Source organism: Synechococcus sp. UW179B (genome assembly GCF_900474245.1).
GTDB lineage: Bacteria > Cyanobacteriota > Cyanobacteriia > PCC-6307 > Cyanobiaceae > Synechococcus_C.
The window spans coordinates 139,935-161,278 of record NZ_UCNZ01000009.1 but is presented as its reverse complement, the minus strand read 5'-3'; the positions used below and the strand labels follow the sequence as shown (position 1 = coordinate 161,278).

The 21,344-nt window shown below is 56.7% G+C and carries 27 protein-coding genes and 2 tRNA genes; 19 read left to right on the top strand and 10 right to left on the bottom strand.

The window, feature by feature from the left end; genetic code table 11:
• Nucleotides 1-152 precede the first annotated feature (152 nt).
• Nucleotides 153-1,613 carry a glycoside hydrolase 100 family protein gene (locus tag DXY38_RS05525; RefSeq protein WP_115070792.1) on the top strand — a complete coding sequence of 487 codons (1,461 nt, stop codon included), beginning with the start codon at nucleotides 153-155 and terminating at the stop codon, nucleotides 1,611-1,613.
• A gap of 76 nt (nucleotides 1,614-1,689) precedes the next feature.
• Here the strand turns inward: DXY38_RS05525 and petD are convergent, their stop codons facing one another.
• Both petD and petB read right to left on the bottom strand, forming a co-directional pair.
• The gene (gene petD / locus DXY38_RS05520; RefSeq protein WP_006854933.1) at nucleotides 1,690-2,172 is read right to left on the bottom strand and encodes a cytochrome b6-f complex subunit IV; all 483 of its coding nucleotides are present in this window, start codon (nucleotides 2,170-2,172) and stop codon (nucleotides 1,690-1,692) included.
• Between the two features lie 77 nt (nucleotides 2,173-2,249).
• The gene (petB, locus tag DXY38_RS05515; RefSeq protein WP_006854932.1) at nucleotides 2,250-2,906 is read right to left on the bottom strand and encodes a cytochrome b6; all 657 of its coding nucleotides are present in this window, start codon (nucleotides 2,904-2,906) and stop codon (nucleotides 2,250-2,252) included.
• A gap of 67 nt (nucleotides 2,907-2,973) precedes the next feature.
• Between petB and ctpZ the strand changes: the two genes are divergently transcribed.
• From ctpZ to DXY38_RS05480, 7 genes are all read left to right on the top strand, one after another.
• On the top strand, nucleotides 2,974-4,272 hold the full coding sequence (ctpZ, locus tag DXY38_RS05510) for a carboxyl-terminal processing protease CtpZ (protein ID WP_371410993.1): 1,299 nt from the start codon (nucleotides 2,974-2,976) through the stop codon (nucleotides 4,270-4,272).
• Nucleotides 4,269-5,525, top strand: coding sequence for an HD domain-containing protein (locus DXY38_RS05505; protein ID WP_115070772.1), 1,257 nt, complete (start codon nucleotides 4,269-4,271; stop codon nucleotides 5,523-5,525). The genes ctpZ and DXY38_RS05505 overlap by 4 nt, the downstream gene beginning before the upstream one ends.
• A gap of 31 nt (nucleotides 5,526-5,556) precedes the next feature.
• Nucleotides 5,557-6,258: a septum site-determining protein MinC gene (gene minC, locus DXY38_RS05500; RefSeq protein WP_115070771.1), complete on the top strand. Its 702-nt coding sequence runs from the start codon at nucleotides 5,557-5,559 to the stop codon at nucleotides 6,256-6,258.
• Between the two features lie 40 nt (nucleotides 6,259-6,298).
• Nucleotides 6,299-7,114, top strand: a complete 816-nt coding sequence (gene minD / locus DXY38_RS05495; RefSeq protein ID WP_006854928.1) for a septum site-determining protein MinD — start codon at nucleotides 6,299-6,301, stop codon at nucleotides 7,112-7,114.
• 4 nt (nucleotides 7,115-7,118) lie between these two features.
• Complete coding sequence (gene minE, locus DXY38_RS05490) at nucleotides 7,119-7,403, top strand: cell division topological specificity factor MinE (protein ID WP_006854927.1); 285 nt, start codon at nucleotides 7,119-7,121, stop codon at nucleotides 7,401-7,403.
• Between the two features lie 6 nt (nucleotides 7,404-7,409).
• Nucleotides 7,410-7,679 (top strand): response regulator transcription factor, encoded by a 270-nt coding sequence (locus DXY38_RS05485; RefSeq protein WP_115070770.1) that lies wholly within the window; start codon nucleotides 7,410-7,412, stop codon nucleotides 7,677-7,679.
• Nucleotides 7,670-7,741, top strand: a tRNA-Thr gene (locus DXY38_RS05480). The genes DXY38_RS05485 and DXY38_RS05480 overlap by 10 nt, the downstream gene beginning before the upstream one ends.
• Before the next feature lie 50 nt (nucleotides 7,742-7,791).
• Here the strand turns inward: DXY38_RS05480 and DXY38_RS13660 are convergent.
• The 5 genes from DXY38_RS13660 to DXY38_RS05460 form a co-directional block, all read right to left on the bottom strand.
• Nucleotides 7,792-7,953, bottom strand: coding sequence for a hypothetical protein (locus tag DXY38_RS13660; RefSeq protein ID WP_170952863.1), 162 nt, complete (start codon nucleotides 7,951-7,953; stop codon nucleotides 7,792-7,794).
• Nucleotides 7,941-8,558, bottom strand: coding sequence for a Sua5/YciO/YrdC/YwlC family protein (locus tag DXY38_RS05475; RefSeq protein WP_115070769.1), 618 nt, complete (start codon nucleotides 8,556-8,558; stop codon nucleotides 7,941-7,943). Before DXY38_RS05475 ends, DXY38_RS13660 begins: the two co-directional genes overlap by 13 nt.
• A 7-nt stretch (nucleotides 8,559-8,565) precedes the next feature.
• On the bottom strand, nucleotides 8,566-9,474 hold the full coding sequence (prmC, locus tag DXY38_RS05470) for a peptide chain release factor N(5)-glutamine methyltransferase (protein ID WP_115070768.1): 909 nt from the start codon (nucleotides 9,472-9,474) through the stop codon (nucleotides 8,566-8,568).
• Between the two features lie 9 nt (nucleotides 9,475-9,483).
• Nucleotides 9,484-10,527: a DNA-processing protein DprA gene (locus tag DXY38_RS05465; RefSeq protein ID WP_115070791.1), complete on the bottom strand. Its 1,044-nt coding sequence runs from the start codon at nucleotides 10,525-10,527 to the stop codon at nucleotides 9,484-9,486.
• A 95-nt stretch (nucleotides 10,528-10,622) separates the two neighbouring features.
• Entirely contained in the window at nucleotides 10,623-11,069 is a 447-nt protein-coding gene (locus DXY38_RS05460) for an acyl-CoA thioesterase (protein ID WP_115070790.1), read from the bottom strand.
• 52 nt (nucleotides 11,070-11,121) lie between these two features.
• Here DXY38_RS05460 and DXY38_RS05455 point away from each other — a divergent pair, with 52 nt between their 5' ends.
• A complete protein-coding gene (locus DXY38_RS05455) occupies nucleotides 11,122-11,970 on the top strand; it encodes a universal stress protein (protein ID WP_115070767.1) in 849 nt (282 codons plus the stop codon).
• A gap of 28 nt (nucleotides 11,971-11,998) precedes the next feature.
• Here DXY38_RS05455 and psbM read toward each other — a convergent pair whose 3' ends face one another.
• Both psbM and DXY38_RS05445 read right to left on the bottom strand, forming a co-directional pair.
• Nucleotides 11,999-12,109: a photosystem II reaction center protein PsbM gene (gene psbM, locus DXY38_RS05450; protein WP_006854919.1), complete on the bottom strand. Its 111-nt coding sequence runs from the start codon at nucleotides 12,107-12,109 to the stop codon at nucleotides 11,999-12,001.
• Between the two features lie 60 nt (nucleotides 12,110-12,169).
• Entirely contained in the window at nucleotides 12,170-12,637 is a 468-nt protein-coding gene (locus tag DXY38_RS05445; protein WP_115070766.1) for a 2Fe-2S iron-sulfur cluster-binding protein, read from the bottom strand.
• A gap of 243 nt (nucleotides 12,638-12,880) precedes the next feature.
• Between DXY38_RS05445 and psbB the strand changes: the two genes are divergently transcribed.
• The 10 genes from psbB to DXY38_RS05395 all read left to right on the top strand — a co-directional run bounded on the left by psbB (nucleotide 12,881) and on the right by DXY38_RS05395 (nucleotide 20,965).
• Nucleotides 12,881-14,443 carry a photosystem II chlorophyll-binding protein CP47 gene (gene psbB / locus DXY38_RS05440; RefSeq protein ID WP_006854917.1) on the top strand — a complete coding sequence of 521 codons (1,563 nt, stop codon included), beginning with the start codon at nucleotides 12,881-12,883 and terminating at the stop codon, nucleotides 14,441-14,443.
• A gap of 21 nt (nucleotides 14,444-14,464) precedes the next feature.
• Nucleotides 14,465-14,560 (top strand): photosystem II reaction center protein T, encoded by a 96-nt coding sequence (locus DXY38_RS05435; RefSeq protein WP_006854916.1) that lies wholly within the window; start codon nucleotides 14,465-14,467, stop codon nucleotides 14,558-14,560.
• Between the two features lie 134 nt (nucleotides 14,561-14,694).
• Nucleotides 14,695-15,171, top strand: coding sequence for a transcriptional regulator NrdR (nrdR, locus tag DXY38_RS05430; RefSeq protein ID WP_115070765.1), 477 nt, complete (start codon nucleotides 14,695-14,697; stop codon nucleotides 15,169-15,171).
• A gap of 101 nt (nucleotides 15,172-15,272) precedes the next feature.
• Nucleotides 15,273-16,373, top strand: coding sequence for a 30S ribosomal protein S1 (locus tag DXY38_RS05425; protein ID WP_115070764.1), 1,101 nt, complete (start codon nucleotides 15,273-15,275; stop codon nucleotides 16,371-16,373).
• Nucleotides 16,374-16,386: 13 nt separating this feature from the next.
• A complete protein-coding gene (locus tag DXY38_RS05420; RefSeq protein WP_115070763.1) occupies nucleotides 16,387-17,178 on the top strand; it encodes an HAD family hydrolase in 792 nt (263 codons plus the stop codon).
• A gap of 37 nt (nucleotides 17,179-17,215) precedes the next feature.
• Complete coding sequence (gene metK, locus DXY38_RS05415) at nucleotides 17,216-18,475, top strand: methionine adenosyltransferase (protein WP_115070762.1); 1,260 nt, start codon at nucleotides 17,216-17,218, stop codon at nucleotides 18,473-18,475.
• 10 nt (nucleotides 18,476-18,485) lie between these two features.
• A complete protein-coding gene (locus tag DXY38_RS05410; protein WP_115070761.1) occupies nucleotides 18,486-19,757 on the top strand; it encodes an FGGY-family carbohydrate kinase in 1,272 nt (423 codons plus the stop codon).
• A gap of 168 nt (nucleotides 19,758-19,925) precedes the next feature.
• Entirely contained in the window at nucleotides 19,926-20,213 is a 288-nt protein-coding gene (locus DXY38_RS05405; protein ID WP_115070760.1) for a DUF2470 domain-containing protein, read from the top strand.
• Nucleotides 20,214-20,232: 19 nt separating this feature from the next.
• Nucleotides 20,233-20,862: a ComF family protein gene (locus DXY38_RS05400; protein WP_170952862.1), complete on the top strand. Its 630-nt coding sequence runs from the start codon at nucleotides 20,233-20,235 to the stop codon at nucleotides 20,860-20,862.
• Nucleotides 20,863-20,892: 30 nt separating this feature from the next.
• Nucleotides 20,893-20,965, top strand: a tRNA-Phe gene (locus tag DXY38_RS05395).
• Nucleotides 20,966-21,091: 126 nt separating this feature from the next.
• Here the strand turns inward: DXY38_RS05395 and DXY38_RS05390 are convergent.
• Entirely contained in the window at nucleotides 21,092-21,286 is a 195-nt protein-coding gene (locus DXY38_RS05390; protein ID WP_006854908.1) for a hypothetical protein, read from the bottom strand.
• Between the last annotated feature and the right edge of the window lie 58 nt (nucleotides 21,287-21,344).

Here is a 21,344-nt window from a genome sequence, read left to right as displayed (position 1 = left end):
CTTCGGAGCAAACTCCCCCGCGCAGTCCAAAACCATAACCCAACACTCTCCCTTTCCGCAAGCCTCCCTGAGAAATACGCATCTCCAGACTTGCTTCCACTGGCCAGAGGAAGGTCCATCACTAAGTTTTGAGCAATGGTCGCAACAGCACCATGGCCGAACGCTTCAGCCAACAGAACCAGCGGGTCCGTCCCAGCTCTAAGGAAGATCAGGTTGTTCAAAAGGCCAAAGAGCATTTCGAACGAACGCTGATTCCCATTGCGGGGAGCCTTGCGGGCAGTGTTGCTGCTCTCCAGCACCCTCGTGACGACGAGGCCCTCAACTACGGCGAGATCTTCCTGCGCGACAACGTGCCAGTGATGGTCTACCTGTTGACACAAAAAAGGTTCAAGGTCGTCAAGCAGTTCCTCCAGATCTGCCTCGATCTCCAGAGCACCACGTATCAGACCCGTGGGGTGTTCCCAACCAGCTTTGTGGAGGAGAGCGGCGAACTCATTGCTGATTACGGCCAACGTTCGATCGGAAGAATCACCTCCGTCGACGCCAGTCTCTGGTGGCCCGTCCTCTGCTGGATGTACGTCAAAGCCAGTGGGGACGAAGAATTTGGAGCAACGCCAGGGGTCCAACGGGGGGTCCAGCTGCTACTAGACCTCGTACTTCACCCCACGTTTGAGGGCACACCGGTGTTGTTCGTGCCGGATTGTGCCTTCATGATCGATCGTCCCATGGACGTATGGGGTGCCCCCCTAGAGGTGGAGGTGCTCCTGTATGCCTCCCTTCGTTGTTGCTCCAAGCTCATGGAGCTGGGGCGGCGAAATCAAAACAGCCGCCTGCTCGACCAACGTTTGGTGCTCACACGCCAGTGGATTCATGACCTGCGCAAGTTTTTGCTGAAGCACTACTGGGTGACCAGCAAGACGATGCAAGTTTTAAGGCGAAGGCCTACGGAGCAATACGGCGACAATCAACATCAAAACGAATTCAATGTGCAGCCCCAGGTGATCCCTGATTGGCTCCAGGACTGGCTCGAGAACCGCGGTGGCTATTTGATCGGCAACATCCGTACAGGTCGACCTGATTTTCGTTTTTACAGTCTTGGAAATTCCCTGGGCTGCCTCTTCGGACTTCTCACCGCACCGCAACAGCGCGCTCTATTTCGCCTCACGCTTCACAACCGCAATCATCTGATGGCTCAGATGCCGATGCGAATTTGTCATCCACCCATGGAAACGTTGGAGTGGCAAAACAAGACGGGATCCGACCCTAAGAACTGGCCATGGAGCTACCACAATGGCGGGCATTGGCCGAGCCTTCTTTGGTATTTCGGAGCGTCGATCCTCCTCCATGAGCGCCGTCACCCCGATGCGGACATCCTGCTGATGGGGCAGATGAAAGCGATGCTGGAAGACTGCTACTGGAGCCAGCTCAACCAACTGCCAAGACAACAGTGGGCTGAATATTTCGATGGCCCTACAGGCACTTGGATGGGCCAGCAGTCACGCACTTACCAGACCTGGACCATCGTTGGGTTTCTCCTCCTCCATCACTTCCTTCGGGTGAACCCAAACGATGTCGAGATGCTCGACCTGGACGACCCTCTACCAGGCTCATAAAACAACAGCTCCCAACCATTCCAGACAACAAAAAACCCCCCAGCTCATCGCTGGGGGGTTTCTCAAATCATTGGGTTTAGAACAAACCAAGGGTGAGGGACTTGTCGATGGGCATCGCAGCACCAATTCCCAAATAAATGGTGGTCGCTGTGCCGAACAAGAACACGGCCATCGCAATAGGACGGCGGAATGGATTCTGGAACTTGTTGAAGCTTTCAATGAAGGGAATCAACATCAGACCAAGGGGAACCAAGGTTTGAAGTGCAATGCCCAGAAGCTTGTTAGGAACAACCCTAAGGATCTGGAACACCGGATACAGATACCACTCAGGAAGGATCTCAAGCGGCGTTGCAAACGGATCGGCCTTATCACCCAACATGGCTGGATCTAAGACAGAAAGCCCAACGATGCAGGCAATGGTTCCAAGGATCACTACAGGGAAGATGTAGAGGAGATCATTGGGCCATGCAGGCTCACCGTAATAGTTGTGACCCATGCCTTTGGCGAGCTTGGCCCGCAGCTTGGGATCGGTGAGATCAGGCTTCTTGAGAATATGCATGGTGCGAAGCGGTAGTGAACGAACGGTAAGTGGAGAAGTTCGAAACTTGAATCAGTGCGTAAAGCAACTGAAATGGATTACAAAGGACCGGAAATGCCTTGCTTACGGATCATCAAGAAGTGCATGAGCATGAAGACAGCCAGCAGCCAGGGCATCACAAACGTGTGAAGGCTGTAGAAGCGAGTGAGTGTGGATTGACCAACGCTCTCGCCACCACGCAACAGCTCAACCATGAAGTCACCAACCACTGGAATGGCAGCGGGCACTCCAGAAACGATCTTGACGGCCCAATAACCGACTTGATCCCAAGGAAGTGAGTAACCGGTTACACCAAAAGAAACAGTGATCACGGCCATGGTCACGCCCGTTACCCAGGTGAGCTCACGGGGACGCTTAAAGCCACCTGTGAGGTACACCCGGAAGACGTGAAGAATGAGCATGAGCACCATCATTGAGGCGCTCCATCTGTGAACTGAGCGAATGAGCCACCCGAAGCTCACATCTGTCATCAGGTACTGAACTGAGCTGTAGGCCTCAGCAACAGTGGGCTTGTAATAGAAAGTCATCGCGAACCCGGTCGCGAACTGAATCAGGAAGCAAACAAGAGTGATGCCGCCCAGGCAATAGAAAATATTGACGTGGGGCGGAACGTACTTGGTGCTGAAATCATCAGCGATGTCCTGGATTTCAAGACGTTCCTGGAACCAGTCGTAGACAGGTGAGGAGTTCGCCATGCAAAGGTCGGTTTGGATTGCGAGAGTCTACCGATGACGCTCCAGCCGACGCGACAGAATGAAGCTGATGTTGCCGATTGTTAATTACATGAGAAAAGGCCTGCGGCAGCTGGCCTCCGGCTTTGCCTCCCTTTTGCTTTGCAGCCTCTTAATTCCAGCACCTGCTCTGGCGCTCAACGATGCCCAGCAGCTGGTGGTTGAAACCTGGCGCCTTGTGAATCAGAGCTATGTCGACCCCTCGAGTTTCGATCGAATTCATTGGAAGCGCTTACGCCAGAAAGCTCTTGAGCAGACGATCGAAACCAGCGAGCAGGCCTACAGCGCCATCGAAACGATGCTTGAACCCCTCGATGATCCCTACACAAGGCTGTTGAGACCTGACGATTACTCCGTCATGAAGTCCAGCAACTCCGGCAGCCTGAGTGGCGTAGGGCTTCAGCTGGGCCATCACAACGATGAAGATTCAGTGGTTGTGATCGCGGCACTCGAGGGATCACCCGCCGCTGATGCGGGCGTGGTCAGCGGCGCAGCACTTCTGGCTGTGAACGGAGAATCCACTGCTCTGCTGGGACTCGAAACCACAGCAGCACGCTTGCGAGGGGATGTGGGAACGCAGGTTTTGATCACCGTCCAACCCCCGAATGGAGAGGCTGAAGAGCTCACCTTGGAACGACGCAATGTCGATCTACGCCCCGTTCGCACGCGGCGTCTTCGAAGTGACACCCACACGCTGGGCCATCTCCGCATCACGCAGTTCAGCGAAGGTGTGCCGAAGCAAGTACAGGAAGCCCTGCAAGAACTCGCCGATAAGGGAGTGGAAGGGGTGGTGCTTGATCTTCGCAACAACTCTGGGGGTCTCGTCAGCGGAGGACTTGCCGTTGCTGACGCCTTCTTGGACCAAGAGCCGATCGTGGAAACACGCAATCGAGACGGGATTGCTGATCCCATCCAATCGAACCCAACCACGCTGTACGACGGTCCGATGGTGACCTTGGTCAACGCTGGCACCGCAAGTGCCAGCGAGATCCTCGCGGGGGCCCTGCAAGACAACGATCGTTCGCTGCTGCTGGGCAGTGAAACCTTCGGCAAAGGGCTCATCCAGACCCTCACCAACCTGAGTGATGGCAGCGGTTTGGCCGTCACTGTGGCCGGATATGTCACCCCCAGCGGACGGGACATACAGGGGCAAGGGATTACGCCCGATCGCTTGCTAGATCAGCCCGAACCCCTGAATCCCGGGGGCGAAGGAGACCGCTGGCTGACGGATGCAGCGCGGGTTCTGGAGGCCATCATTGATCGCCAAACCAGCGAATCACCCGCACCAGCCGATGCGCTCAATGCAGAGGAGATGGCAGAAAGTGCATGAGTAGCCGCACTTATCACGACCCTTTGCATGGGGGCATCGCACTCGATACAGACGACCAGGCTGAAGCGCTGGTGCTCGAGCTCGTTGATGCAGCCCCCTTTCAAAGGCTTCGGCGGATTCGCCAGCTCGGGCCAGCCTTTTTGACCTTCCACGGCGCCGAATCCAGCCGGTTTACCCACTCTCTTGGCGTTTTCCACATTGCGCGACAGGCCTTTCGGCGCCTGTTGGCAATGGATCCATCACTGGAACGTCATCGGGGGGTGCTCTACGCGGCAGCCCTGCTCCATGACTTGGGTCATGCGCCCCTGAGCCACACCGGCGAGGAAATGTTTGGCACCCACCATGAGCGGTGGTCCGCGCGCATCGTTCGAGAGCACTCCGCGATTTACGAGCCACTCGAACGATTCCAACCAGGAAGCGCAGAAGCCGTGGCCGCTCTGCTGGAGCACGGCACCACACAGCGGAGAGTGATTAAAGACCTCGTGAGCAGCCAACTCGACTGCGACAGGCTCGATTACTTGTTGCGAGATAGCTACAGCACAGGGACGAGCTACGGCCAGCTGGATTTAGAGAGAATCCTGGCCGCACTAACCCTGGCGCCCGATGGGGAACTCGCCATCCACCCCAAGGGCCTCATGGCCGTTGAGCATTACCTCGTGGTGCGAAACCTGATGTACCGGAGTGTCTATAACCACCGCCTCAATGTGGTCTGCAATTGGCTGCTGGAACAAATGATTCGCCTGGCCCGTGAGCTAGGCCCCGATCGTGTTTGGACAGATTCAACGATGCGCTGCTGGCTTTGGTCCTCCCATGAGCTCGATCTGACGTCCTATTTGGACAACGATGACCTACGAACTGGTTATCACTTGCTGCGCTGGCAAGAGGAAGCCCCTCGCCCACTGGCAGATCTCTGCGATCGGTTCCTCAACCGACGACTCCTCAAAGCACTGGATGTGGATAATCTCTCGAAGGAAACGCAACTCGAATGCTTGGCCCAAGCCAGGGGGTTGGCAGAAGCGAAGGGATTGGATCCGAGTTTGTGCTGCGGACTACGTCATCAACAACTGCATGGTTATCACCCCTATCGCGGGGGGCTGAGGCTCTGGAATGGTCAACAACTTCAAGCACTCGAGCAAAGCTCGGAACTGGTCAAAAGTCTGAGCAAACCGGCCAGCACCAGCTGGCTGATCTATCCAAAGCAAATCGGTCAGGAGCTGAAACGAATCGTGGGTCAATACGAGGCGGACATCTAACGTCGGCCTCCACTCTTTCTTGATCGCGACGGTGGCTTTGACCCAAGAGACCCTTCAAGCTGGATGCCATCGCCTGGTTTTGCCCAACAATCGGCACATCCCTTGGCAAGACACCCTCGCTGACCAACTCAGTGGCCTGGAGGGCAAGGATCTCGAATTGGATAGCGGGGAGTGGTTGTTGAATTGCCGGGTGCTCTCTGCCTTGCAAGCGCAACTTGAGGAGCGCAACTGCCGATTGCTGTCCATCAAAAGCTGCCATCCACTCACCGTGGTCAGCGCCAACGCCCTTGGCATTCCAGCTCAACTCACCACACCACAGCGTGTCGATCCGCTTCCTGAAGGTGCTGAGGACAAGCAGGCCCCAGCACTGCTGATCCATCGAGCCACCCTGCGATCGGGAGACCATCTCAAAGCACGCCACCACGTTTTGCTCATTGGCGATGTCAATCCAGGTGCGCAAATCAGTGCCGGGGGGAACGTCCTGATCTGGGGACGCCTCCGTGGTTCTGCTCATGCAGGGGTTCAAGGCGATCTGAATGCCCGGATCACGGCCTTACAGCTCCGTCCTCTTCAGCTACGAATCGCGGATCTTGTCGCCAGGGGACCAGAGGAGAAACCCCAACCTGGTCTTGCGGAGGAAGCCCGCATTGTGGATGGGGTGATTTCGATCGAGCCTGCTGATCCCCGCACTGACTTGTCAGTGCAAGAGCTTTCGGCCGATTTAAACAATTAAGAGCACTTGCCCCTAACCTGACCAAATCAACCGCGACAACGTGACGTCAAATTCGCGAACGATCTTGATCTGCTCCGGCAAGGGGGGCGTCGGTAAGACCACCCTTACGGCCAACTTGGGCATAGCCCTCGCCCAGCGTGGTTCCAGCACTGTTGTCCTGGATGCCGACTTCGGTTTGCGCAACCTGGATCTGTTGCTTGGACTCGAAAACCGAATTGTTTATACAGCTCAAGAGGTTTTGGCCGAGACCTGCCGCTTGGACCAGGCCTTGGTGAAGCACAAACAGGTCCCGAATCTGGCCTTGCTGCCTGCTGGCAATCCGCGGATGCTCGAGTGGCTCAAACCAGAAGACATGCAGGCCATTGTCTCCATGCTTGAGAAACGATTCGATTACGTGTTAATCGACTGCCCCGCAGGCATTGAAGACGGCTTTAAGAACGCCGTTGCCGCCGCACGTGAAGCCATTGTGATCACCACTCCTGAAGTTTCAGCTGTGCGAGATGCGGATCGAGTGATCGGATTGCTCAACACCCACGGGGTGACCCCAGTCCAACTCGTTCTCAATCGAGTTAGGCCCAAAATGATGGCCAATCAAGAAATGTTGGCGGTGGATGACGTCACCGACATCCTGGCTCTCCCCTTGCTGGGATTAGTACTGGAAGATGAGCAGGTGATCGTCAGCACCAATCGGGGCGAACCCCTCACCCTGAATGGGACCAAATCACCAGCAGCCAAGGCCTACGGCAATATTGCCGGCCGCCTTCAAGGCGAAGACATTTCATTGCTGGACCCCTCTAAGGAGCGTTCGGGCCTACGGGCCACCGTGCGCCGCTTGATGCAAACGAAGATCTTCTGAGCTGATGACTCTCCGTGACCTCGTCGACAAATTGCTTGGGCGTCAACCAGCAAGCGCCAGCACTGCCAGAGACAGGCTTCAGCTCGTTCTGGCGCATGACCGCAGTGACCTAAGCCCTGAACTTCTCGACCAAATGCGTCGTGAAATTTTTGAAGTGGTGGCCAAATACGTTGATATCGACCTAGAGGAAGGCGATGTGAGCTTGGAAACAGAGGATCGCGTCACGGCCCTGGTTGCCAACTTGCCGTTTCGGCGACCAATCGCATCAACGACTCCCAAATCGGACTAGCGGGGAATGGTTCTGGAAGCATCTCCAGACGTCATGGCTGAGCAAGGCTTCACCCCCGCAGAAACCACCGTGATCCAACTCCTTCTGGAAGGGCTTAGCAATCGGGCCATCGCGTCCCGACTTGTGGTGAGCATCCGCACTGTGGAAAGTCACATCAGCAACGCCCTCGATAAAAGTGGTTGCCGCTCGAGGCTTGAACTTTCGATGTGGTGGCTCAACACCCATTCAGAAGCGACGAGAACGTGCAGCGGTAAACTCCCATCAATGCCGGCTTAGCTCAGTGGTAGAGCAGCGCTTTTGTAAAGCGAAGGTCATCGGTTCAAATCCGTTAGCCGGCTTCAGACAAGATCCTTAAGACCACGGTCAGCGCTCCAGATCGATGCTGGGATTAGCGGGTCGAGCGACCTGTAAACAGCCAGATCCCAACGATGGCAAGAATCCATGGGAGCACATCCAATTCAAACCACGGCCTGAGCAGTTGGACCACCGGTGCAAACAGCCAATGAATGGCGGTTTGAAGCAAAAATAACGAAGCAATTAACCAGAGCATTCGGGAAGGCTCACCACACCTGCTGGCATCACAGCGCCTCTGCGCAGCCAATGCCAACGTTGCGATCCTCGCCAAGCAATCACCGAGCTCGCTTGACAGGACGGACTAGGCCAAGGGATCGGCGCAAGCAATGGCAAGTCTGGGAACGCAACCGCCGCCTCCCTCTCGGTTCGGCTGGCAGGTTCTCCAGACACATTGGCACTGGTCGTGGCAAGCGGACCGCTGCAACGCAGAAGATCCAACATCGGCTCGCAAGCTGGAATACGCAAACCCAGCGTTGCCACTCCAGGGTTGAGGGCTTCTGCGCAGGGCCCAAAGGCGGGCAACACCAGAGTGAGGGCCCCTGGCCAGTGCCGTTGCGCAAGGGCACTGGCATCGGCTCGAGCTTCGGGGCAGATATGGCATAACAGCGCATCAACGTCAGCACCCATCAGGATCAAGGGCTTGTCCTGTGGACGTTTTTTCAAGCGCCAAATTTGAGCCGCCTGCTCTGGCAGCGCAGCCAATGCCGGAAGGGTGTCTGTAGGGAGCAAAGCAGCACCCCCGGCACGCAAATGCGCGTCGAGGCCATCGCGATCCAACAACTTGAGGGGATTGATCGTCATCGTTGATCTATGAACTGGCCAGAGGCAATGGATGGCAGGGTCGCTGAGCAAGTGCAAAGCGGGGGATGCCCTGAAGATCAGAGCGGGCTTCTGGCCGCTCGAAACCTGCCTCACTGAGTAACTTCAGCACCATTGCACTCTGGTCATGGTGGTGCTCCAAGAGGATCCAGCCTCCTGGAGCTAAGGCTCTGCTGGCATCTCGAATGATCTGCCGGCAACAGTCGAGTCCATCCTCACCACCACAGAGCGCTAGATGAGGTTCATGGTCTTTAACGACGGGCGCCAGGTCATCGATAACAGCGGTGGGGATGTAAGGCGGATTACTCAACACAAGACCAAACTGCCCCCACCATGGTTTGAGCGGTTCCCACCAGTTGCCGAGATGGAGTTGCCAACGACTTTCGCCAGCGTGGGCCCTCAGGTTGCGTTCCGCCAGAGCAAGCGCCTGGCTGCTGGAGTCAACGCCATGCCCCTGCCAATGAGGGAGAGCACGGGCAAGCGCCACGGCCAAAGCTCCTGAGCCTGTTCCCAAGTCAGCCCAGATCCCTTCCTTATCCAGGGCATCTTCTGGAGAACACTGCAACGCCAAATCGATGAGCAGCTCGGTTTCTTGACGCGGAATCAAGGCATCGGGTGACACCTCCAGCTCAAAATCGCGCCATGGACAGAGGCCAACCAAGTGCTGAAGCGGAATGTGCTGATCGCGATGCTGGATCCAAAGATCTGTGAGCTGGGTCAACGAAGAACTCAGCTCGATCTCAACGTCTGGGCAAATGCGCAGTTTTTGCAGATCACCCCAGGAGCAATCTGCCGCCATCGAAAGCAGCCAATCCAAGTCCACAGCACGCCCACCCTGACGGATCAGCTCCCGCCTCCACACCAGTAGATCTGTTCCCTTGCAGCGAATCACGCCCATGGGCTCAGGTTAGACGGACCGCCAACGCAGACCAGGCTTGGGCTCGATGACACCCTCGAGCTCGAGTTGCAACAACTCATGCGCCAACTGATTTGGACTGCAGCTGAGTTCTGCAGATAACTGCTCAAGGGTGAAACCTTCATCCACCCATCGCAAAAGCGAGGGATGCCGCTCAGCGGAAGGCCGGGATCGATCCGATCGCTTCGACGCCGTGCTCGCTGGCGCAAGCGGTCCTGGTCCCAGGGCGGCAATCAACGATTCCGGAGATAGCAACGGTGTTGCCCCCTCCTGCAACAAACGATTGCTGCCTTGACAAGACCAGCGCAGCGCATCCCCCGGGACCACCCACACAGGACAATCCTGAGCGTGAGCAATCTGAGCTGACAACAGTGAGCCGCTTGTTTCAGGGCACTCAACCACCACCAGGGCACAAGACACACTCACCAGAAGGCGATTCCGCAACGCAAAGTTGGATCGCTGCACCCGCGCACCGCAGGGCCATTCGCTGAACAACAAGCCAGCAGACTCAACTTCGGCCTGCAGGGCCTCATGCTCAGACGGATACACACGATCCAAAGGCGTACCCAACACACCTATCGGACGTCCACCCGCTGCAAGACAACCATGGTGAGAGGCGGCATCAATGCCTTCCGCAAGACCACTCACCAAGGGCCAACCAGCACGGGCAAGGCCCTGACCAAGCGCATGAGCCATCCGCCGGCCATGATCCGAAGGCCTGCGCGTTCCGACGACCGCGACAGCCTTCTGAGCGGATAACAACGGCCAGCACGGCTTCCGCCCCGACCAGTGCACCGCGAGCGGAGGACGCTTCAACCCTTCAAATGCAATCGGCCAGTCTTGATCCAGGGGCAGCAGAGCATTATCCGGAACCCCAACGCTGGGGGACGTCCCTTTGCTCAGCCGATACGACTCGACGCGCTTCATCAAGGCGTCGGGCCACCTCAGCTCTCTTTGCAAACGCCAGAGAGGCCATGACCACAGATCAGCCAAGGAAAGCTGATGCGCTTGAGCAACAGCCCTAAGGGCCCGCATCCTGGCAACACCCAATCCGGGGCATGAGATCCACAGCCACCACCAGCCACGCTCACCCAATCATTCAGTGCAAGTACATCTGTACTAGCACGTTATTAGGTTGGGCCCTGGGTCAGCAGCTGAAGCGCTGATGACACGGACGGTGGTGGGCGACGCAAAACCTGGCGCCTGTCCCCGTCGAGACGGACCAACACCAACTCCACATGGGCCTCGAAGGCGCAATCACCATCTGGCCTTAACAATCGCGTCTGCCATCGCCAGCGGGGACCCTCAGGGGGAAGCGCATGGCTTAAAAGCACAACCTGGTCGCCATGCAAAAGGGCTCGCTTGTAGGACATGTCCAAGCGCACCACTGGCATTTCCAACCCTTCAAGCGCCATCAGCCGGTAGGGCAGCCCCACCGCAGCGAGGGCTTCCACGCGAGCCTCTTCCAACCACCCGACATAGGCGCCATGCCACATCACACCGCCGTGATCGGTGTGTTGTGGCAGCACACGCTTGTGCAATCGCCAAGGAGGTCTCGTAACGCTCTCAATCACCATCAGCACGGTCTGGTGAGTCAGCCATAGGCTGATGCAGACCTAACTCTTCATCGTGTTCAAGAATCTTCTGATTGCTGATTCCGGCAAAGGTCATGTCGAAGAAATGGTGCGGATGCTGCGGGACCTTCCAGCATTCAGGGCTGCACGCATCAACCTGCTTCATGTGGTGTCCGAGCAAGGCAAGGTCAACGCAGAAGACCATTGGACAAACGCAGGGAGCTTGCTCGCCAAGGCGGTAAGCCAATTGGGCCTTAACCCGAGTGACGTGAATTCGATCATCCGCCAAGGGGATGCCAAGCAGACCGTTCTGAAGGTGGCTGAAGAGATCAATGCCGACTTGATCGTGATGGGATCCAGAGGCCTGGGTCGCCTGCAATCGATCCTGTCCAACAGCACCAGCCAATACGTCTTTCAGCTATCCACACGTCCCATGCTGCTGGTGCGTGATGACCTTTATGTCCGCCATGTGAATCGCCTCATGGTGACTGTTGACGGAACAGGTGTTGGCGATGATGCGCTTCGAATTGCCTGCGAAATGGTTCGAGAGATCCCTGGCGGACAGCTGACTGGCGTCCACATTGCAAGGCAAGACCTCTCGGCCTCCCGCGGTGGCGACAGCAAAGCCGACGGCTTGCTGACGGCCGCAGTCCAACGGGCTCGCAGCATGGGCGTTGACCTCAAACCAATGCACGTGGCGAACCCGGACATCGGCCGAGGGGTTTGCCAAGCAGCCGAAGAAATCAATGCCGACCTTGTGGTGATCGCATCACAGGACAGGCGGCCTCTTGTCGCTAGGGGCCTGGTGGATTTGGACAAGCTCCTTGGCGGCTCGATCAGCGATTACATCCGAGTCCATGCGCCTGCGCCGGTTCTTCTGGTCCGCGAACCCGAGCAGAGCTGAAGCGGACCAGTCCTGAACCAACAGTCGATCAGGAGGAACCTTCTCGGCTGTTGGTCTGGATGAACAAGACGATCAGAAACACCGTCGGAACCAGGACGAACATGAGGCTGGCAACGAAGCCGAGATCGTTGGTTTCCATGGGCGATTATTGACGCAAGGCCGAACGTATCATCGTTCGGGAGCAACGATGAGCTTCAGCTCACCCCTCGTCACTGGGCGTAGCAGGAGCATCATCCGTAGTCTCCTGTTCCGATCCTTCTTCGGCCTCATCTTCGCTCTCGGTCACGGGCCATGCCGTAGGCCCGACTGGCAGGGTTGCCGTGCGCGCAGCAACCTTTTTCTTATCGAGGTCAGCCAAGCGAACTTGCGGGCGGGTCAGCACGATCACGGATTGCTCCACCAGCGCCTGACAAGCCAATCGCCATGACTCAGGACGACGCCTGAGCTTGCTGTCCTCAACAGCGGTTCGAGCCGTCAAAGGCGCGTCGGCATCGGATCCCACAACGTCAACAAAACAGGTGATGCACTGACCGCAGCCACCGCAATTCCCGAGTTGCCCCTTCAAGCCATAAAGCTCGATGTTTTCGCGCAGAGCAACATCGCGCAGATTTTCACCGGGATAGCACTCCACATCACGTCCCTCACGCAAAAAACGAATGACTGGCATGGAGTGCTCCAGCGATAAACGCCCACTTTGCGCCCAAAGGTTGCGTTTTGTAACCCCCTCGGCCAGGCCTGAATGCGGCAGCCAATGGACGGAAGCACTGACAGGACAGCGGGGAAAAGAAATCGAGGCGGCTCAACACAAGACATTGCAGCTCGCGACAACACACCCCACTCAATTGAGCGAACCCCCTACGATCGCTTGGTCTGTCTGCATCAGCAGCTCCGTTCCACCTGAACCTGACCCATGGGATTGCCCTGGTATCGGGTGCACACCGTCGTCATTAACGACCCCGGCCGACTCTTGGCCGTGCACCTCATGCACACTGCCCTCGTTGCCGGCTGGGCCGGCTCGATGGCCCTCTACGAACTCGCAATTTTTGATCCATCGGATCCAGTCCTGAACCCCATGTGGCGTCAGGGCATGTTCGTCATGCCCTTCATGTCTCGACTTGGCGTCACCGGAAGCTGGGGAGGCTGGAGTATTACCGGAGAAACGGGAGTCGATCCTGGCTTCTGGAGCTTCGAAGGCGTCGCAGCCGCTCATATCGTCTTCAGTGGCCTTTTGATGCTCGCTGCCATTTGGCACTGGACGTACTGGGATCTTGAAATTTGGCAAGACCCCCGTACGGGCGAACCAGCCCTTGACCTTCCGAAAATTTTCGGCATCCACCTTCTCCTTGCAGGATTGGGTTGTTTCGGTTTTGGTGCCTTTCACCTCACAGGTGTCTTTGGGCCTGGCATGTGGATCTCTGACCCCTATGCCCTTACAGGCCACTTAGAAGCGGTTCAACCCTCGTGGGGACCGGAAGGCTTCAACCCGTTCAATCCAGGAGGGATTGTTGCCCACCACATTGCCGCAGGCATCGTGGGCATCATTGCCGGCATCTTCCACATCACAACCCGACCGCCGGAGCGCCTTTACAAGGCTTTGCGGATGGGAAACATCGAAACTGTTTTGGCTAGTGCCATTGCAGCTGTGTTTTTCGCCGCCTTCATTGTGGCCGGAACCATGTGGTACGGCGCCGCAGCAACCCCTGTCGAGTTGTTTGGTCCCACTCGTTATCAGTGGGATCAGAGCTACTTCAAGACAGAAATCAATCGCCGCGTTCAGACGGCTCTTGATGAAGGTGCCACGATTGACGAGGCCTACGCTGCCATCCCTGAAAAACTCGCCTTCTACGACTACGTCGGTAATAGTCCTGCCAAAGGCGGCCTGTTCCGTGTAGGTCCGATGGTGAATGGTGATGGACTGGCCACTGGATGGATCGGCCATCCTGTCTTCACCGACAAGGAAGGACGTGAACTTCAAGTTCGTCGTCTCCCCAACTTCTTTGAGAACTTCCCTGTTGTTCTTGAAGACAATGACGGCATCGTTCGTGCCGACATTCCGTTCCGTCGTGCTGAAGCGAAGTACTCCTTTGAACAAAGGGGCGTTACAGCAACCGTTTATGGCGGTTCTCTCGACGGCAAGGTCTTCACTGATCCAGCAGACGTGAAGCGCTTAGCCCGTAAGGCTCAACTCGGAGAAGGTTTCGACTTCGATCGCGAAACCTATAACTCGGACGGAACATTCCGCAGTTCACCTCGTGGTTGGTTCACCTTCGGCCACGCAACCTTCGCCCTGCTCTTCTTCTTCGGCCACATTTGGCACGGTGCTCGCACCCTCTACCGGGACGTGTTCGCAGGAATCGACCCTGATCTTGGCGAACAGGTTGAGTTCGGTCTCTTCCAAAAACTCGGCGACAAATCCACCCGTCGCCTACCCGAGGGATATGTTCCTCCCACGGGTTCCACCCCCCTCAGTTGATCGCTCTCTAGGAGATTCTCGATGGAAAGCTTCGCTTACATCCTCATTCTCGGCCTGGCGATTGCCACCTTGTTCTTCGCAATCGCATTCCGCGATCCACCGAAGATCGGTAAGTAGTCCATCCAGCAGATCTAACCCCGCCAAAAGCGGGGTTTTTTTATTGCTCAAATCGGATTCTTAGGTCACAAACACTTTTCAAGGCTCCACATGTTCTATACAATAAAAAGTATTCAAATTGGATCGATTAGGGCGTGCAGTGCCCCTCCTGCCAAAACACGGATAGCCGGGTTCTCGAATCGAGAGCAGCCGAGGGAGGTAGGAGTGTGCGCCGGCGTCGTGAATGCCTGAATTGTGAATTTCGATTCACGACTTACGAGCGGGTTGAGATGGTTCCCATCACCGTGCTCAAACGCAATGGGCATCGTGAAATTTTTAATCGCAGCAAACTTCTGCACGGCCTGAGCCGAGCCTGCGAAAAAACTGAGCTCACTCCCAGCAAACTCGAAGCCATTGTTGACGAGTTGGAACTCAGCCTTCAGCAAAGCAATAGCCGTGAGATCGCCAGCTCAGAGATTGGTGAGCTGGTGCTGGGACATCTCAAAGGGCTCAGCGAAGTGGCTTATGTGCGTTTTGCCTCGGTGTATCGACACTTTCGAAGCGTCAGCGATTTCGTCTCAACCCTTGAAGGGATGAACGTAGACAAAGCTGAGCTCGCCGCCCTCGTCTAAAAAGCAAGGCTGTTCTGTAAAATTAAAAAATACTGATCCTTTGTCGGCGGGCACTGGATCAATTTTTATCGCACTGTCCTCGGGCAGACCGCCAACCATCCATGACTGTTACCCCAACCGATCCGGCTCAGGATCTTGCTGTGGACACCACCACTGCCATCGACGAAAGCACAGCCGTCGAAGCCACAGCGGACCAAGCCGATTTTGGAACGGACGAAGATCTCAGTATTCCGGAAGATATTCCGACCGCAGATGATCCAAGCAGTCGCGCCAACCCTAAGGATTTGGATGGGGCCGGCTTCACGATTGATGATTTCGCCTCACTCCTTAGCAAGTACGACTACAACTTCAAGCCAGGCGACATCGTCAACGGCACCGTGTTCGCGCTGGAAACGAAGGGGGCGATGATCGATATCGGCGCCAAGACCGCCGCATTTATGCCACTCCAAGAGGTCTCCATCAACAGGGTGGAAGGTCTCAGTGACGTGTTGCAACCCGGTGAAATTCGGGAATTCTTCATCATGAGTGAAGAGAACGAAGACGGACAACTGTCTCTCTCCGTTCGCCGTATTGAGTACCAGCGTGCCTGGGAGCGGGTGCGGCAGCTGCAAAAAGAAGACGCCACCATCTATTCAGAAGTCTTCGCCACGAACCGTGGTGGTGCTCTTGTTCGCGTGGAAGGTCTTCGCGGCTTCATCCCTGGATCCCACATCAGCACGCGCAAGCCGAAAGAAGAGCTGGTTGCAGACTTCTTGCCCCTGAAATTCCTTGAAGTCGACGAAGAGCGCAATCGTCTGGTTCTCAGTCATCGTCGCGCCCTCGTAGAGCGCAAGATGAATCGCCTCGAGGTCGGCGAAGTGGTGATCGGCACCGTTCGTGGCATCAAGCCCTACGGCGCCTTCATCGACATCGGCGGTGTCAGCGGTTTGCTCCACATTTCCGAAATCAGTCACGAGCACATCGAAACACCCCATTCCGTGCTGAATGTGAATGATCAAATGAAGGTGATGATCATCGACCTCGACGCCGAACGTGGTCGGATCTCACTGTCCACCAAGGCTCTTGAGCCAGAACCCGGTGACATGCTCACCGATCCTCAAAAGGTCTTTGACAAGGCTGAGGAAATGGCTGCTCGCTACAAGCAAATGCTTCTTGAGCAAGCAGAAGAGGGAGAAGAGCCCTTGAGCTCGATGATGGTCTGAGCTGCATGAGCCCATGGCTCATTTATCCCTCAGAGGCCATTCGCTTGGCTTGATCCACGGGGTGCTGTTCGACAAGGACGGCACCCTTTCCCATAGCGAACCCCATCTCATCGAATTGGCAGACGCCAGGATTGATGAAATCCTTCGTGTCTTTGCCTCCCGTGGCGCATCGTCAGAGACACAAGTTCAACTCCAGGGGTTGCTCAAGCGCGCGATGGGCCGATGCGACTCCGGCTTGATTCCTGATGGAACGTTGGCCGTCGCTTCGCGTCAACACAATCTGTTGAGCACCGCAACGATCTTCTGTCTCTTTGATCTCAGCTGGCCTCAAGCACTCGTGCTCGCTGAAGAGATCTTTGACAGCGTGGACCATCTCCACAAACAAAACGCAACGAAAGCACCCCTCAGCGCCAGAACCCCTCTGCCCCATTCAAAAGAGTTGCTCAACGAGCTGCACAACGCTGGTGTGATCTGTGCCGTGATCAGCAATGACACCCACCACGGCATCAAACAGTTTCTTCAAGACCATGGCTTAAGCGACTTCATCACAGGAATCTGGAGCGCTGATGACACCCCTTGCAAGCCAGATCCAGGCGCCGTGCATGGTCTGTGCAAAAAGCTGGATTTGGATCCATCCCAATGCGCACTGATCGGAGATGCCGACTCCGATCTACTGATGGCACGCCGCGCAGGCATTGCTTATGCGCTTGGGTACGTGGCGGGATGGAAGCGAACCCCCGACCTCACCTCCCATCAACATTTGATCCATCACTGGCAAGAGCTCAAGGTTGAACAAGCTCAGTAAGGGCAACCCGTAAAATCCCACCACGCCCGAAACCCTTATGAGTCGATACGTTTTCACTTCCGAATCCGTGACGGAAGGCCATCCCGACAAGATCTGCGATCAAGTCAGTGATGCCGTCCTAGATGCTCTCCTAGCCCAAGACAGCACGAGCCGGGTGGCCTGCGAAACGGTTGTGAATACCGGTCTTTGCATGATCACGGGCGAAGTCACCTCCAAAGCCCAGGTGGACTTCATCCATCTCGTACGCGATGTGATTCGGGATATCGGCTACAGCGGGGCGCGGGCCGGTGGCTTTGACGCCACGAGCTGTGCCGTCCTGGTCGCCCTTGATCAGCAATCCCCTGATATTGCCCAGGGCGTTGATGAAGCGGATGATCACGCAGGCGATCCCCTCGACAAGGTCGGCGCCGGCGATCAGGGAATCATGTTTGGCTACGCCTGCAATGAAACGCCAGAGCTGATGCCTTTGCCCATCAGCCTTGCCCACAGGCTTGCTAGGCGTCTGGCCGAAGTGCGCCACAACGGAACCCTCGATTACCTGCTGCCTGACGGCAAGACCCAGGTGAGCGTGGTCTACGAAAACGACAAACCTGTCGAGATCGACACCATCCTGATCTCAACCCAACACACCGCCGAGGTGACGGGCCTAACCGACGAGCAGGAGGTGCGCAATCGCATCAGCGAAGACCTCTGGACTCACGTAGTGCTGCCAGCGACAGCAGACCTCCCTCTGAAGCCCGATCGGGCCAATTGCCGCTATCTGGTCAACCCCACCGGCAAATTCGTGGTCGGCGGGCCTCAGGGTGATGCCGGTCTCACGGGACGGAAAATCATCGTCGACACCTACGGCGGCTACGCCCGTCACGGCGGTGGTGCCTTCTCCGGCAAAGATCCCACCAAGGTGGATCGCTCCGCTGCCTATGCCGCCCGCTATGTAGCCAAAGCACTGGTAGCCGCAGGTCTTGCGAATCGCGCAGAGGTTCAACTGAGCTACGCCATTGGCGTGGCCAAGCCGGTATCGATCCTTGTGGAATCTTTCGGCTCAGGCAAAGTGTCCAACGCGGAACTCACCGACCTCGTACAAGAGCACTTTGACCTGCGTCCTGGTGCCATCATCGAGCAGTTCAAGCTGCGGGAAATGCCTTCCCTCAACGGTGGTCGCTTTTACCGCGATACAGCTGCCTATGGACACTTTGGCCGCCCCGATCTGAACTTGCCCTGGGAAGACGTTGGTGCCAAGGCTTCAGCCCTAAAGCAAGCGGAAGCGAACCGCATCCAAGCCGGCAACAGTCTGTAGACGCAAGACCATGAGCCAAGATCCGCTGGTGCTCGGCATTGACCTAGGCACCAGCGGTGTCCGCATCGCTGTCATCGACAGCAGCTGTGCCCTGCTCCAGACCGAAAGTGCGCCATATCAAATCGGTCTGCATAACCCCTTTGATTGGCGAGACCGATGTGTTGCACTGATCGGGCGCCTTAAGCCCGACTACCGACATCGCCTCAAGGCCATCGCGGTGGACGGCACCTCAGGAACATTGCTGGCCTGTGATCAACAGGGCCTGCCCCTTGCTGAGGCCATGCCCTATTCGCTCGCATGCCCAAACGTCGTTGAGCAGCTCCGCGCCTTGATTCCACAGGGTGGACCAGCTTCAAGCGCCAGTGGAAGCCTCGCGCGAGCGCTGCACCTAGTCGAGCAACACCAAGCCCCTCTCCTGCTACGCCATCAAGCCGACTGGATCAGCGGATGGCTTCTTGACAATTGGAGCGATGGGGAGGAAGGCAACAACCTTCGACTGGGATGGGACCTCGGCCAAAATGCCTGGCCAGACACCTTCAGCAGCCAACCCTGGCGGGATGCACTTCCAAACATTCGAACCAGTGGCTCCGTGCTTGGGCCCCTGGCGCCCCAACGCGCGAAAGATCTAGACCTGCAAGAAGATCTGCTGATCGTTGCCGGAACAACCGATTCCAACGCGGCCGTTCTCACTGCTGATGCTGACGACGACGAAGGCATCACAGTGCTGGGAAGCACCTTGGTGCTCAAGCGGTTCACCAATCAGCCCATCGCTCCAGGTCCAGGAACCTCCACCCATCGCGTGGGGGGGCGTTGGTTATGCGGAGGAGCCTCCAATGCTGGTGCTGCCGTGCTGCAGCAACTCTTTCCCGACATCGACCTCGCGGAACTGAGCCGTCAGATCGATCCTGATCAGAACAGCGGCTTAAAGCTGCGCCCCCTTCCAAGATGCGGAGAGCGCTTCCCCGTTGATGACCCCCAGCTTGAACCCATCCTCACGCCCCGCCCAGTCAGCGATGCCCTCTATCTGCACGGCCTTTTAGAAGGTTTAACGCAAATCGAACAGGCGGGATGGCAACGCCTCACCAGCCTTGGAGCTGATCCTCCCAAGAAGATCGTGACCCTTGGCGGTGGAGCGCGCAATCCTCAATGGCGTCGCCTGCGCGAGCGCCAACTCGGTGTTCCGATCCGCAGTTGCAACACACCTCCAGCCGCCGGAGTTGCTCGTTTAGCTCTTCAGGCTGTACGAGCACCAGACAAGACGATCCTTCTAGGGGAGAATTAAGGCAGCATCCCCGAACCCTTGCCCAACCGACTTCGTGACGGCCTTGCCATTGGCCTGTTCATCGTGCTTGCCGGATATGTGGGATTCAGCGGGTTTCGGCTCGCCCTTCTGCTCTGGCAACGCTTTAGCTGAGTCAATCCACCGCCCTTAACCTTCTCTTCTTCAACCATGACCGCTGATCCGCTTACCCCCGCTGTTAGCGAACGCATCTGTCGTCACATGAACGATGACCATGGCGATGCAGTGCTTCAGTACGCCCTCCATTACGGAGGAGTGAGTGCTGCCAACATCGCCACCATGACGGCCGTTAGCGCTGATGCGATGAGCCTTGAAGTAGACGGAAAAGCCGTCCGGATCCCGTTTGATCACACCCTCACTGACAGTGAGGATGCCCACCGCACCATGGTGGCCATGCTGAGAGCCATGCCGTCTGACGAGAGCAAAGGGGAATCCTGAAGGCAGTCGTTCTGACGCTTTGCTAGTCGCACTTCACGATTGCCTGAAAGACCTGTTCGTTGTGCCTTCTTGTCCGATTTGCAAGAAGGCCATCCAACCCCATCCACAAGCGGATCATCCCTGTAGTGAGTGCTCTCAAAAGCTGGGCCTTGTGGGAAGAGGCCTGCGAGGCATCACTCCTGTTCGCTTCAACGCAGCCGGTTGGTATCGAGGAGAGCTTCGCCGACACATCCTGCGCCTGAGGCTCAATCAAGATTTATCAGTCCTGAAGGCCATCACCTTCGCTCTGCAGCCAACCCTTCCGGCCAAGGCTCTTTTGGTTCCGATCCCCAGTTGGAAAGCGGTAAAACGAGCCAATCCTCTACCGGCATTGATCTGCCAAAGCCTTGGACGCACCACCAAGACACTGCTGAAACGTTGTCGGCCCACCGTGGGGCAACACCACCTCAGTCGTCGTCAGCGGCTGGTGAACATGAAATCTGCCTTCGCCATCGATCCAGACCAACGATCCAGGTGCGTGGCGGCAAGGCCCACCTGGATTGTCGATGACATCCTCACCAGTGGAGCCACGGCCCAAGAAGCATTGAAGACGTTGAAAAATGCTGGGTTTGAGGTCAGGGGATTGATCTGTCTGGGGCGCACCCCGTGATTTAAGATTCCGTTGTCGTGAAAACGACGTGCCGGGATAGCTCAGTTGGTAGAGCAGGCGACTGAAAATCGCCGTGTCCCCAGTTCAAATCTGGGTCCTGGCATTGACTGAATCTTGATCGACGCGATGGAGTCACCGCTCCATGGGCATTGAAAGCTGTAGGCGTGCTGCCAATCGCCACCCAGCCACCTGATTCGGAGTCGCTTGTACAACGGCAGAGCCGTAACAGCTAGTCGATTTCTGGACGACGGCGCCCTGCATGGATGGTGGCCACCTCTGTGATCTCCTCAATCACCAAATGCTTTCTCCAATCCTGTGAGCCGTTCAGCAACTCATCAAGCTCCTCAGACGTCATTTTCCTGTCAAGACCGCCAAGGACGCCCTTGATGGCGCACTTAATGATGACCTCTTGCTCGTATGTCATAAAGCAAACGCTGTAGATCCCATCTTGCCGAAGCGGTCACACCAATGGATTCCGAAGT

Excerpts from the sequence above, each read along its gene's own strand:
- DXY38_RS05525 (WP_115070792.1), top strand. The coding sequence starts at position 153 with ATGGCCGAACGCTTCAGCCAACAGAACCAGCGGGTCCGTCCCAGCTCT.
- petD (WP_006854933.1), bottom strand. The coding sequence starts at position 2,172 with ATGCATATTCTCAAGAAGCCTGATCTCACCGATCCCAAGCTGCGGGCC.
- petB (WP_006854932.1), bottom strand. The coding sequence starts at position 2,906 with ATGGCGAACTCCTCACCTGTCTACGACTGGTTCCAGGAACGTCTTGAA.
- ctpZ (WP_371410993.1), top strand. The coding sequence starts at position 2,974 with ATGTTGCCGATTGTTAATTACATGAGAAAAGGCCTGCGGCAGCTGGCC.
- DXY38_RS05505 (WP_115070772.1), top strand. The coding sequence starts at position 4,269 with ATGAGTAGCCGCACTTATCACGACCCTTTGCATGGGGGCATCGCACTC.
- minE (WP_006854927.1), top strand. The coding sequence starts at position 7,119 with ATGACTCTCCGTGACCTCGTCGACAAATTGCTTGGGCGTCAACCAGCA.
- DXY38_RS05485 (WP_115070770.1), top strand. The coding sequence starts at position 7,410 with ATGGTTCTGGAAGCATCTCCAGACGTCATGGCTGAGCAAGGCTTCACC.
- DXY38_RS13660 (WP_170952863.1), bottom strand. The coding sequence starts at position 7,953 with ATGCTCTGGTTAATTGCTTCGTTATTTTTGCTTCAAACCGCCATTCAT.
- DXY38_RS05475 (WP_115070769.1), bottom strand. The coding sequence starts at position 8,558 with ATGACGATCAATCCCCTCAAGTTGTTGGATCGCGATGGCCTCGACGCG.
- prmC (WP_115070768.1), bottom strand. The coding sequence starts at position 9,474 with ATGGGCGTGATTCGCTGCAAGGGAACAGATCTACTGGTGTGGAGGCGG.
- DXY38_RS05465 (WP_115070791.1), bottom strand. The coding sequence starts at position 10,527 with ATGCGGGCCCTTAGGGCTGTTGCTCAAGCGCATCAGCTTTCCTTGGCT.
- DXY38_RS05460 (WP_115070790.1), bottom strand. The coding sequence starts at position 11,069 with ATGGTGATTGAGAGCGTTACGAGACCTCCTTGGCGATTGCACAAGCGT.
- psbM (WP_006854919.1), bottom strand. The coding sequence starts at position 12,109 with ATGGAAACCAACGATCTCGGCTTCGTTGCCAGCCTCATGTTCGTCCTG.
- DXY38_RS05445 (WP_115070766.1), bottom strand. The coding sequence starts at position 12,637 with ATGCCAGTCATTCGTTTTTTGCGTGAGGGACGTGATGTGGAGTGCTAT.
- psbB (WP_006854917.1), top strand. The coding sequence starts at position 12,881 with ATGGGATTGCCCTGGTATCGGGTGCACACCGTCGTCATTAACGACCCC.
- DXY38_RS05435 (WP_006854916.1), top strand. The coding sequence starts at position 14,465 with ATGGAAAGCTTCGCTTACATCCTCATTCTCGGCCTGGCGATTGCCACC.
- DXY38_RS05425 (WP_115070764.1), top strand. The coding sequence starts at position 15,273 with ATGACTGTTACCCCAACCGATCCGGCTCAGGATCTTGCTGTGGACACC.
- DXY38_RS05420 (WP_115070763.1), top strand. The coding sequence starts at position 16,387 with ATGGCTCATTTATCCCTCAGAGGCCATTCGCTTGGCTTGATCCACGGG.
- metK (WP_115070762.1), top strand. The coding sequence starts at position 17,216 with ATGAGTCGATACGTTTTCACTTCCGAATCCGTGACGGAAGGCCATCCC.
- DXY38_RS05410 (WP_115070761.1), top strand. The coding sequence starts at position 18,486 with ATGAGCCAAGATCCGCTGGTGCTCGGCATTGACCTAGGCACCAGCGGT.
- DXY38_RS05405 (WP_115070760.1), top strand. The coding sequence starts at position 19,926 with ATGACCGCTGATCCGCTTACCCCCGCTGTTAGCGAACGCATCTGTCGT.
- DXY38_RS05390 (WP_006854908.1), bottom strand. The coding sequence starts at position 21,286 with ATGACATACGAGCAAGAGGTCATCATTAAGTGCGCCATCAAGGGCGTC.